The organism is Candidatus Eisenbacteria bacterium (assembly GCA_020847735.1).
GTDB lineage: Bacteria > Eisenbacteria > RBG-16-71-46 > RBG-16-71-46 > RBG-16-71-46 > CAIXRL01.
This window is the reverse complement of record JADLBL010000008.1, coordinates 1-11,817: the sequence shown is the minus strand read 5'-3', so window position 1 is coordinate 11,817 and position 11,817 is coordinate 1. Positions and strand designations below refer to the sequence as shown.

The 11,817-nt window shown below is 69.2% G+C and carries 6 protein-coding genes; 3 read left to right on the top strand and 3 right to left on the bottom strand.

What is annotated here, in order from left to right; genetic code table 11:
• Positions 1–21 precede the first annotated feature (21 nt).
• Positions 22–1,824, bottom strand: coding sequence for an OPT/YSL family transporter (locus IT347_03715; protein ID MCC6348684.1), 1,803 nt, complete (start codon positions 1,822–1,824; stop codon positions 22–24).
• A 70-nt stretch (positions 1,825–1,894) separates the two neighbouring features.
• A complete protein-coding gene (locus IT347_03710) occupies positions 1,895–3,397 on the bottom strand; it encodes a peptidase S10 (protein MCC6348683.1) in 1,503 nt (500 codons plus the stop codon).
• A 247-nt stretch (positions 3,398–3,644) separates the two neighbouring features.
• Here IT347_03710 and speA point away from each other — a divergent pair, with 247 nt between their 5' ends.
• Positions 3,645–5,666, top strand: coding sequence for a biosynthetic arginine decarboxylase (gene speA / locus IT347_03705; protein ID MCC6348682.1), 2,022 nt, complete (start codon positions 3,645–3,647; stop codon positions 5,664–5,666).
• Positions 5,667–5,744: 78 nt separating this feature from the next.
• Here speA and IT347_03700 read toward each other — a convergent pair whose 3' ends face one another.
• Positions 5,745–8,435: a hypothetical protein gene (locus tag IT347_03700; GenBank protein MCC6348681.1), complete on the bottom strand. Its 2,691-nt coding sequence runs from the start codon at positions 8,433–8,435 to the stop codon at positions 5,745–5,747.
• Between the two features lie 829 nt (positions 8,436–9,264).
• Between IT347_03700 and IT347_03695 the strand changes: the two genes are divergently transcribed.
• Together IT347_03695 and IT347_03690 are read left to right on the top strand one after the other, a co-directional pair.
• Positions 9,265–9,984: a hypothetical protein gene (locus IT347_03695; protein MCC6348680.1), complete on the top strand. Its 720-nt coding sequence runs from the start codon at positions 9,265–9,267 to the stop codon at positions 9,982–9,984.
• A gap of 181 nt (positions 9,985–10,165) precedes the next feature.
• A partial coding sequence (locus IT347_03690) for a putative Ig domain-containing protein (protein MCC6348679.1) occupies positions 10,166–11,817 on the top strand: 1,652 nt, incomplete at its 3' end.

The following is an 11,817-nucleotide window of genomic DNA, read 5'->3' as shown; positions in this document are numbered from 1 at the left end:
CGGCGGGTGAGGTGTGGGGCGTCACATCAGCGTCCGCATCAGTCCGTAAATGCCGACACCGAGCGCGGCGAGCGAATCGCCGGCGATCAGGCCGCCTCCCACGAGCGACATGGTGCTCATGTCCTCGGGCAGGCCTTCCTGCCCGGGTCTGGGCGCCCGCTTCGACTGGGCGGTCTGGATCAGCGAGCTGAAGATGCCGCCGACTCCGAACCACATCGAGGTTCCGAACTCGACGAAGCCGCCGAAGGACGAGGCGTAGGGACTGGGCAGCAGGACGCAGTCGAGCGCCAGGTCGGTGTAGTAGCCGGCTCCACCCTTCGCCACCCACGCCTTCCAGCCGGGATGGTGCTTGATGACCTTGCGCAGCACCTCGGTGAGCAGTCCGAGCCCGATGCCGAAGACGAGCGCGATCATCACCTTGGGGTTCGGGTGCGTGAGGCTGTCGAGCGCGCCGACGAACTTGTAGGTCATCGCCGACTGCCACTTCTCGGTCTCGGCGCCGCCCGGGTGCACGAGCTGGTTGATGTTGAGCACCGGGTACGCCTTCATGAACAGCCGCGCCAGCACGACGCTCATGACCGCGCCCATGGCGATGCCGATGACCTGGTAGCGGAACTGGATCGTGCGGTTCGTGCCCAGGCGCCAGCCGGTCGAGCGGTCCTGCTGCATGTCGCCGCCGACGCTGGTCGAGATGAGCAGGATCGCCGCGCACATCAGGCCGGTGATCGGGTCCTTGAGGCCGACGGTCGCGAGGATGAACACGGTCATCACGAACGCGCTCGAGATGGGGTTGCTGTCCGAGATGCCGAGCGAGATGCCGTTGACCATCAGGAAGACGAACGCCAGCGCGATCGCCACGCCGACGAACAGCAGCGGAAGGTGCAGCACGCCGACGCCCATGGCGACAATCGCCAGTGCCCAGAACACGACCCACATCCACAGGAAGCGGCTGTCGGTCTTCTTCCAGTCCGGGGTCGGCTCCGTCGGCGCCTTGCTCCGGCCCCATTGCTTCAGCGCCGAGAACGCGAGGACGGACATGTCCACCGCCGCGGCGCCCATGATCATGCCGAGGGCGGCGATGAAGGCGATCTTGCGGAACGGGTCGTGCTCGCCGATCCAGCCGTTGGCGCGCAGCCACGGCGTGAGCCAGACGCCGATGGCGCCGACGACGATCGCCGGCACGCCGATGCGGGCGCCGACGATCATGCCGGCGCCGAAGGTCGCGGCCGAGTAGCCCGTGCCGGCGAAGCGGGTCATCGCCGCGCCCAGCGCGCCCTTGAACGGGATGCTGACCGCAAGGCCGCTGGCGAGCCCGGCGAGCGTGCCGCCGCCGAGCTTGGCGATGGACTCCTTGAGCAGGCGGATGTCGGTGAGCGCCCGCAGGATGTTCGCGACCGCGAAGCCGGAGGGGAACGACAGCCGCATCCGGTCCACGAGAATCGGGGTGTACAGCATGCCGACGCCGACCCCGAACATGCCGATGCACATGAAGTAGGCGACCATCTGCCAGACGGGCGGCTCGGGAAGCCCGAGCCACGTCATGGCCTGGATCAGCACCGCCATGCCGGACAGGCCGGCGACCGACGCGGCCATCGTCTGCATGTAGTTCGCGCCGTGCTTGCCCTCGGCGCCGTAGCCGTAGGTGACGACGCTGCCGAGGATGCCGGCCAGCACCTGCCCGCCCACGAAGAAGCCGAGCGAGAAGTTCATGTACGCGGCCGTGATGCCGCCGAGCGGGCCGAGAATGAAGATCGCGACGCAGCCGAGCAGGATGTAGTAGGCCGGCGTGTCGATGGGCGGGAGGAAGCTTCGTTTTGGGCTCATGGTCGCGGGAAGATAGCAGCGCCGTCGCGACCGGCCCACGGGATTCTGCGGCGGGCGCGCCGCACCGGCGTCAGGCCGGCCGCGAGGCCCTGACGAACGCCGTCAGCTCCTTCCCGAGCTTCTCGAGCGAGGCCGGGTGCACGTACATCATGTGCCCGGCTTCGTAGTAGCCCATCGTGACGTTGCCCTCCAGCTCCGCCGGCAGGCCGAGGTGGTGGAACGTGTGCTCGGTCGCGAAGTAGGGCGTGGCGAGGTCGAAGTAGCCGTTGGCGACGTAGATCCTGAGGTGCGGATTCGAGACCATCGCCGCGCGCAGGGTCTCGACCACCTCGACGAACCGGTTCTCGTGCTCGTGGAATCGCCACGCCTCGTTCGTGCGGAAGCTGAGGATCTCGTACGGCAGGTCGCACTCGAACTCCAGCTCGCCGCGAACGTAGTCGTTGAGCGTCGCGGTGTAGGGTCCGAGGATGGGCGCGAAGCTCGGATCGGTGGCGATCTCGGCGCCGGTCGCGTCGCGTTCCACGCCGGTGAAGCGGCTGTCGAGCCGTCCCACCGTGCGGCGTTCGTCGCGGAGCAGCTCCTTGCAGAAGCGCAGGATCTCGGGGCGCAGGTTGGCGCGCTCGACGTAGTCCGGCGACAGGCCCGTGAAGTTCGCCACGCGGGCGGCGACCGCCGCCCGCTCGGCGGCCGGCAGCGCCGAGCCGCGCAGCAGCGCCGTCGCGTACTCGCCGGTGGCGAACGCCTCGGCCTGTCGCAGCGTCGCCGCGAGGTCCTTCTGCAGCTCCGGCGCGAGCCGCCGGTGGTACCAGGCGGTCGCCGCGTAGGCCGGCAGGTAGACGATGCTCGGCAGGTCGTTGGTCGGCAGGAACTCGAGCGTCTGGAAGTCGAGCACCGAGGAGACGAGCATGATGCCGTTGAGGAACATGCCATGGCGCTCCTGCAGGTAGCCCGCGAGTCCCGCCGCGCGCGTCGTTCCGTAGCTCTCGCCGATCAGGAACTTGGGGCTCGGCCAGCGGCGATAGCGCGTGCACCACAGGCGGATGAAATCGCCGACCGACTCGATGTCCTTCTTGAAGTTGTGGAAGGCCTTCGCCTTCTCGCCCGCGACCGGCCGGCTGAAGCCGGTGCTGACCGGGTCCACGAACACGAGGTCGGACTCGGCGAGCAGCGAGTGCTCGTTGTCGGTGAGCCGGTAGGGGGGCCGGGTCGAGCGTCCGGCGTCCTCCATGACCACCCGCCGGGGACCGAGCGCGCCCAGGTGCAGCCAGACCGAGGAGGAGCCGGGCCCGCCGTTGAAGGCGAAGGTCACCGGCCGCTTCCCGGGCTCGGGCGCGTCGCGCAGCGTGTAGGCGACGAAGAACACGCTCGCGCGGGCCTTCTCGCCCTCGGAGACGCCTTCCTGCTCGCCCTTCTTTTCGCTCTCCTCGCGCAGCACGATCGTGCCGGCGGTCGCGGTGTAGGCGAGCTCGCGTCCGCCGACGCGCGCCGTGTGCTGCGTCACGACCAGGCGATCCGCGGGTTCGGGCGTGTTCCGGGCGGGATCGGGGGCGGCGGCTTCGGCCTTCTCGGTCATGCGAATCTCCGATGTGCGCGGCGGTGGCGAACGCGAGCGAAGGAACGCTGCCATGATGCCACGTCCGCTCTCCGGTCGTCACCGGGCCCGGCGGAAGCCGGCGGCGCCGGAGAATCCGCTCCGCGGGCAACTGCGGGCTCGCATTGCGAGCCGTTCGTCCGATAACCTGCGCGACGAAAGGTCGGAGTCGGACCCGCCCGCCGCACGGCCATCGCACACGAACCGGAGGTCGAAGGACTTGAAGGAAATCCGCGCCTGGACCACGAAGGATTCCACGTCGCTCTACAACGTGAGCGGCTGGTCGAGCGGCTACTTCCGCGTCAACGACGCGGGCCACATCGAAGTCACGCCCGCGGGCCCGGACGGCGGAAGCGTGGACCTGTTCGAACTCGCCGAGGACCTGCAGCGCCGCGGCCTGGGCATGCCGCTGCTCATGCGCTTCTCCGACATCCTCCACAGCCAGGTGAAGCACCTCTTCGGCTGTTTCGACAACGCCATCCGCGAATACGGCTACCGCGGGCGCTACCGCGGCGTGTTCCCGATCAAGGTCAACCAGCAGCACCAGGTGGTCGAGGAACTGGTCCGCTGCGGCGGCCCGCTCGGCCTGGGGCTCGAGGCGGGCTCCAAGCCCGAACTGCTGGCCGGCCTCGCGCTGCTCGACAGCGCCGCCGACGGCCTGCTGATCCTGAACGGGTACAAGGACGTCGAGTACATGGAGACGGCGCTGCTCGCGCAGAAGATCGGGCGCTACCCGATCGTCGTGATCGACCGCTACCGCGAGCTGGACCTGCTGCTGGGCGTGGCGCGGCGGCTCGGCATCCGCCCGCACATCGGCGTGCGCGCCAAGCTGACGACCAAGGGCGCGGGCAAGTGGATGGAGTCCACCGGGGACCGCTCCAAGTTCGGGCTGACCGCGACCGAGATCATGATGCTGGTGGACAAGCTCCGCGAGGCGCAGATGCTGGACTGCCTCGAACTGGTGCACTTCCACATCGGCTCGCAGATCTCGAGCGTCCGCGCCATCAAGGACGCGATGACCGAGGCTTCGCGCGTGTACGTCGAGCTGGCGAAGGCGGGCGCCGGGCTCAAGTTCCTCGACGCCGGCGGCGGCCTGGGCGTGGACTACGACGGCTCCTCCACCAACTGGCATTCGTCCACGAACTACACGATGCAGGAGTACGCCAACGACGTCGTCGCGGCCATCCAGGATGCCTGCGAGACCGCCGGCGTGCCGCACCCGGACCTCGTCACGGAGTCGGGCCGCGCGCTGGTGGCGCACCACTCGGTGCTGGTGTTCAACGTGCTCGACGTCAACGAGGTCGTGGTCGGACAGACGCCGCCGCCCGTGAGCAAGGACGACCCGCCGGTGATCCGCCAGATCATCGAGACGTGGCGCGGCGTCTCGCGCAAGAACTTCCAGGAGGCGTACCACGACGCGCTGCAGGCCAAGGAGGAGGCGACCAACCTCTTCAACCTCGGCCTGCTCGACCTGGGCGGAAGGGCGCGCGTGGAGCAGCTCTTCTGGGGCTGCTGCGAGGCGATCCTGAAGATCATCCGCGAGCTCGACTACGTGCCGGACGACCTCGACGGCCTCGAGAAGGGACTGGCCGACACCTACTACGGCAACTTCTCGCTGTTCCAGTCGGCCCCCGACCACTGGGCGGTCAAGCAGCTGTTTCCGGTCGTGCCGATCCACCGGCTGAACGAGCGCCCGACCCGACGCGGGGTGATCGCCGACCTGACCTGCGACTCGGACGGCAAAATGGACCAGTTCATTGATCTGCGGGACGTGAAGAACTGGCTCGAGCTGCACACCTTCGAGGGCCCGCCGTACTACCTGGGCGTGTTCCTCGTCGGCGCCTACCAGGAGATCCTGGGCGATCTGCACAACCTGTTCGGCGACACGAACGCCGTGCACATCGCGCTCGACGAAAACGGCTACCGCGTCGTCGAGGTGGTCGAGGGCGACTCGGTCACCGAGGTGCTCGGCTACGTGCAGTACTCCAAGCAGAGCCTCGTCCAGCGCCTGCGGCAGGCCAACGAAGAGGCGCTGCGCCGGGGCCTGCTGACGTTCGAGGAGTCCGCGCTGCTCATGAAGCGCTACGACGAGGGCCTCGCGGGATACACCTACCTCGAGGAGGACGACAGCGTCCCGGCTCCGGCCAACGGCGCGAACGGCAGGTCGGCCGCGGCGGCTTCCGCGGCCGCGGAGCCGGCGCCGAAGTCGCAGTCGGCGAAGGTCACGGAGTCCACCGCCCGCTCGCGCTGATCGGGCCGGAGGTGAAACGGGAACGGCGCGGAACCCCGAAGGGTTCCGCGCCGTCGTGCTTGCGGCCCGCCCGCTCCGTCAGGCGGCCTTCGCGTACGGCTCCTCGTCGTCCTCCTCGTCGAGGTCGTCGTCCTCCTCGCGGGCGGTGCCGACGGCGACCCGCATCCGGCTGACCACCTCGCGCTCCTCGCGCAGGTTCTCGACGATGCTCTCGGCCTGCTTGACGAGCATCTTGAGCGAGCCCGCCTTCTCGACGGCCTGATCCACGATGACCTTCTGACCCTGCAGGGCCTCGAGACTCGAGTGCACGTCCACCAGCAGGGCTTCGGCGCGGGCGAGCCGTTCCTCGGCCTTGGTCATCTGGCGCTTGCGTTCGTCGATCGCGCTCGACATGTCGCGCACGTCCCGCAGGCGCGACATCACGTCCTCGAGCAGCTTGCGGCCGTCCTCGGCCTCGCGCTGCGACGAGGAAATGGCGCGCACCTCCGAGGCGGTTTTCTCGACCATCGCGAACATGCGGTCCAGGTCCGCCTGCAGGGCATCCACCGTGCCCTGCCGGGCCGACAGCTGCTCCAGCGAGCGCGCGACGCTCTGCTCGACGAGGTCCCACTTCGCCATGCGCTCCTCGAACCGGTCGAGCCGGCGTTCGACCGGCTGCAGGTCGCTCGCGCGGTGCTCGAGCCCGGACGCCAGTTCGGCCAGCCGGGCCGCCCGCTCCTCGGCCGCCGAAAGCGCCGCGCCGAGGCTGCCGGCGAGTTCGTCGAGGTGCTGCGCCGACTCGGCAGCCTGCTGGCGCAGGCCGGAGGCCTTCTGCAGGTCCTTCTTCGCCGCGTCGAGCGCCTGGTGGCGCTGCTCCAGCTCCTTCTTGAGCGTCTGCGTGCGTTCGGCGAGCGCCTCGACCGACTGCACGCGTGCCTCGACGGCCGCGACCTGCCTGCGCGCCTCGTCGGCGTTGCGCTCGGCCGCCGAGAGGTTGGCGGACGTCGCCGCGACCACCTCCGCGATGCGCGCCGCCTCGTCGGCCTTCTCCGACAGGCCGGCGAATCGCTGCTCCGCCGCCTGCATGCGCTCGAGCAGCTGCCGGCCACGCTCGTCCATGTTGCCCGCCTGAGTGCCGAGATTGGTGAGGCGGCGTTGCACGTCCTCGACGGACTCGCGGCGCGACTCGATCATGTCGAGCGCATCGGCGATGTGGCGCGTCTGAGTCTGCGCCTGGTCCACGACCGGCCGCAGCGCCTGCAGCTCGTCCACCTGCGCGCGCACCGCGGCGACCGACCGCTCGACGGTGGCGAGCCAGTCCTTCGTCTCGTGCTGCGCGTCACGCGTGCGCGTGAGTTCGGCGTGCGCGAGCTGCGTCTGCTCGAGCGAATCCCGGACCAGCGCGTGCGCTCCGCGAAGCTGCTCGAAGTCACGCAGGGCGGCCTCGACCGCCGGCCGGGCTTCCTCGATGCGCGCCACGCGGGCGCCGGAGTCGCTGGCGACGCGGGAGAGCTCCTCGATCCCGCGACGGATGGACTCCAGCTTCGCGGCCTCGGTGTTCACCACCTCGACCTCGGCCGACAGCGAACGAAGCTGGCCGGCGATGCCCTCGGACTTCGCGACCAGGCTCGCGACGGTTTCGCTCGACTCGGTGAGGCCCTTGAAGCGGTTCTCGAAGTCCGTCAGGGAGCCGCGCACGTCCGTGACCCGCTGGCTCACCGATTCGAGGCCGCGGCTCTCGAACTCGAACTGCTCGACGGCCTTCTTGAGCTCGTCCTGCGCGGCCGCCAGGTCAATGCGCATCTCGCGCGCCTGCTCGTCCGTGTCCCGCTGCAGCTGCGTGATCTCGTGCGAGCGCTCGATGACCGACTCGTGCAGGTTCTGCAGCGAAGCCACCTGGTCCTGCAGCCCGGCGAGCGCCGACTCGTTCGACTGGAGCTGGCGGATGCCCGCGTCCACCTGGCGCATGGCGCGATCGAGGTTCTCGGCGCGGGCGAGGGCCGCTTCGACCGCTTCGCGCTGCGTCTCGAGCGCCGCGCCCTTCTGCGCCACGAAGTCGCCCAGCGCCTTGAGCGTGCCCATCTGGCGCTTGAGGTCGTCCACGGTGTGCTGAACGCCGTCGAGCCCGCGCACGGCCTGCGATACGCTGGCGACGCGTCGCTCCTTGTCCTGCATGTCGCGGCTCAGCTCCTCGCGACGGCGGTCGAGCGCTTCCATCTTGGTCGTCGCGAGCTTGTGAGCGTCGAGCAGCCGGTCGTGCTGCTCGCGAAGCTTGGAGAGATGGTCGCCCGTGCCCTCGACCTGGTTGCGCAGCGAGCCCACTTCGTCGCGGACCTGCTGGAAGGGCTTCTCGATCTCGAGGAAGCCGACCAGCTGGTCCTTGAGCGAGTCGGCCTTCTCGATCTTCGCGCTCATCTCGTCGAAGCTCTCGCGGATCTTCTGCGCGTCCCCGAGCGCCTGCACGATCTGGGTCTCGGCGCGCAGCGTGCCCTCGACGAGGCTCTCGGCGCGCTCGTGCATGGATTCGAACTTGGGAACCAGCTGCACCATGGCGCCGAAGCGCTGCTCGAGGTCCGCGATCCGGGCGGCCGCGGATTCCACGTCGGCCCCGACCTTCGCGACCGGCTCGCCGAGCGTCTGAAGATGGTCCGAGGAGGTGCGAATGCTCGTCAGGAGGGCCTCGTAGCGCACGCGTTCCTGCTGCATCTCCTGCAGGATGGCTCGCATCTCGTCGGTGAGTTCGCGGTCCTTCGAGCCGTTTCCGAGCAGGCTCTTGAGCAGCGGGGCCATCGTTCGCTCCTTGCAGGGTGGGCGAGTGGTTGGCCGGCGGAATCGCCGTCGGGCCGCTCGCAGGGTCGGTGCAGGGCCGCCTCCCGGGCAGGAGGACGGCGGACTTGAGGTCGCGCAGCCGGCCGCCCTTGCAAGACGCAGGCCTTCCCGCCTGGGCGGTGTTGGCTCGGACCCACCGGACCCGCGGTCGGGCCAAGAGAATCGAGGCCGAAGCCCGCCCGGCGGCTCGGACATGCGGTTCAGAGTGAAGTTCCTCCGTCTTTGCCTTCGGGGGCTTGGAGTTAGCCGCCACCCGCCTTGCCCGCGGCCGCCGGGCCAGCCGGACGACAGCACGCGCCCGGGGGATGCGGGATTCGCCTCGGGGCCTGGCCCCGAGAGAGCACCATGTGCGACCGGAGAGGAAGCCGGGTCGGGGGCGTCCACTTTTCCGCCGCCCCGGGGAGGGAACTGGCCGGCGCCGGGTGGTCCGATCGCGGCCCGACGGACGCCTCGTCGGGGCCTCAGGCGGGCGATGGCCGGGCTCGTCGCGGTGCGCTCCGCGAACGGGCGTGATGAGTGCGCCGAGCCCATGTTTTGCGGTGTCAAACGCGCGAAGATCGGGTGGATCCCAGATTCATCGCGCGAAGGACAAAGCGAGCTTGACCTCGGAAGGTCAAGGCTTCAATCTCGTTCATGGACGCGTAGAGCGCGTCTGAAGCGCGCCGGAGGCACGGCGGGCTTCAGAAAGCGCCACCCCCCGGCGCCCCATCTTGCTCACGGCCACGGCCCTTCGCGCGAACAGCGCGAGAGCGGTGGCATTCACAGCAGCGACGTGAAACGGAGGTCACCCATGAAGTTGGTTCGCGTCCACACTCTTCGTTCACTGGTCGCCCTCAGCCTGCTCGCTTCCGCCGCCGCCTTCGCGGTGTCGCCGGCCCAGGCAGCGTTCCCGCTTCGTTCGCCGCAGGTCACGGTGAATCCGGGTGACGGCGCCATCCAGAGCTACTTCAACGGGGTCGGCGAGAGCATCAACGTCGCCACCGACCAGCTCGACGCTCAGACGTGGAGCACGACGGTGTCGGGCAACTCGACGCTGACGCTGATGCTCGAGATCGCGGGGCTCGCCAACAGCAACTCGATCGGCGTTTACAACGGCAATGCGGTCGGCTCGCCGACGCTCTACCAGGTGTTCCCCGGTGCGGCCACGCAGGGCTGGTACGCGACGGCGCACTTCGGTCTCGGTGGCAGTCTGGTCGTGAGCCTGTTCGACCAGAACGCGGTCTATCAGGGCCAGACCGCCTATGCCGGCGTGGATAAGGACAACTTCGGCTTCTACATCCAGAACGGCACGGGCACCTATTACTCGCAGGACGCCCGCAACTCCGGCTTCGCGCACGTGCTGACGTTCGCCGGCACTGGCGTGAACTTCGGCAGCTGGTGGCAGTGCTTCGAGGACCTGCCGAACAACACCACGGATTGGGACTTCAACGACGCGATCGTGTTCGTCGAGTCCATCAATCCGGTGCCCGCGGCGCAGAGCTCCTGGGGCCGGATCAAGAGCCTCTACTAGCCGCACCCCGGTCGAATCGAGAGCCCCCGCGTGACCCGTTCGCGCGGGGGCTCTTCTTTAGAAATTGCATCGGCGCCGGGCACCGGGCTGTTACACTTTCCCTGAAGCCTCGCGTCACCCTGCGTGCTCGCGCCGGCCGCATCCAGGCTCGTCGAGCGACTTCGCGTTGCCCGGAGGGAACATGAGTCCCCGCACCTCGCGCTGCATCCTCGAGCGGATCGGGCGTGTCGCCTTACTCGCCGCGCTGCCGGTCCTCCTCGCGGCGAGCGCGTACGCGGGCACTTTCTACTCGCAGGGCAGCCTCGATGCCACGGCGCTCACGAGCTGGAACTCCGTGCGTGCTGGCGGAGGAACCCAGCCCGCGGACTTCGCTTCGGGCGACGTATTCGTCGTGCAGAACGCGCACGCGATGACGCAGTCGGCGTCCTGGACGCTCTCGGGTGCAGGAGCGCAGCTTCAGATCGAGACCGGCGGATCGCTGCTCGTCTCCTCCGGCGTCACACTCTCGCTGGCGGGGCCGCTCTCCGTCGCGGGGACGCTCGAACTCGCGTCCGGAACGGGCGACCTCGAAGTGGGCGGCGACTGGTCCGTGGATGCCGGCGGAACGTTCACGCCCAATGGACGCACGGTGCGGTTGAACGGCACCGCCGATCAGGACCTGGCGAGCGGCGGCGACGCCTTCGGCGGCCTCGAGATCTCCAAGGCTTCGGGGCAGGTCGTGCTCACCGCCGATGCGACGGTGAACGGCACGCTGACCCTCTCGGGCGGAAACGTCGCCACGGGTTCGAACACGCTCGTGCTGGCCGCGACGGGTTCGGTCAGCCGCACGAGCGGCCATGTCGTCGGGCAGCTGCGCAAGTCGCTCGCGGCCGGCGCGTCCAGCGCGACCTTCGAGATCGGTGACGCCTCGCACTACACGCCGCTGAGCGTTGCCGGTGAGGGAGGCGGTTTCGCCACGGCGTTCGACCTCGTGGCCTCGACTTCCGAGGGCGATCACGCCGCGATCTCGACCTCGGGCCTGCGCGCGGACCACTCCGCCAATCGCACCTGGACCCTCGCCGCGACGGGATACACGGGCGGCACCTTCGGGCTTACCTGTAATTTCGACGCCGCGGACCTGGATGCGGGCGCGACCCCGTCGCGATTCGTGGCGCGTCGCTACTCGGGTTCGGCGTGGGTGGCGACGACCACCGGCGTGCGGACGGGCACCAGCACCGGCGCAACCGGCCTTGCTGCTTTCGGCGACTTCGCCGCGGGAGAACAGGCGATCGATCACTACGATGTGAGCGCCGCTTCCCCGCAGACGACGGGCACCCCCTTCACGACCACCGTGACCGCGCGCGACCTGCTGAACGAGACAGTCCCCGACGACAACACCACGTCGGTGACCATGACGAGCAGTGGCGCCGCCGAGTTCGACGCGGACGGGAATGGGACCTTCGGCGACAACGCCAAGTCACTGACCGGCGGCGCGGTCAGCATCTCGACGAGAGACTTGACCGCGGAAACGGTCACGCTCATCGCGAGCGATGGAAACTCGAAGACTGGAAGCCGTGCCGGACTCGTCGTCCTTGCCCCGCTCTCGATCACGACGACGACGCTTCCCAATGGCACGGTGGGCTCGGCGTATTCGCAGACGCTGGCCGCCACGGGCGGCACCGCGCCCTACGGGAGTTGGGCGGTGACGGTCGGGAGCCTGCCCGCCGGCCTGAGCCTGGACAGCGGCAGCGGGCTCATCAGCGGGACGCCGGCGACGGCGGAGACGCAGGCGTTCACGGTCCGGGTGGTGGACGCGGCCAGCGACACGGCGACGCAGGCGCTCTCGATCACGGT

Excerpts from the sequence above, each read along its gene's own strand:
- IT347_03715 (MCC6348684.1), bottom strand. The coding sequence starts at position 1,824 with ATGAGCCCAAAACGAAGCTTCCTCCCGCCCATCGACACGCCGGCCTAC.
- IT347_03710 (MCC6348683.1), bottom strand. The coding sequence starts at position 3,397 with ATGACCGAGAAGGCCGAAGCCGCCGCCCCCGATCCCGCCCGGAACACG.
- IT347_03700 (MCC6348681.1), bottom strand. The coding sequence starts at position 8,435 with ATGGCCCCGCTGCTCAAGAGCCTGCTCGGAAACGGCTCGAAGGACCGC.
- IT347_03695 (MCC6348680.1), top strand. The coding sequence starts at position 9,265 with ATGAAGTTGGTTCGCGTCCACACTCTTCGTTCACTGGTCGCCCTCAGC.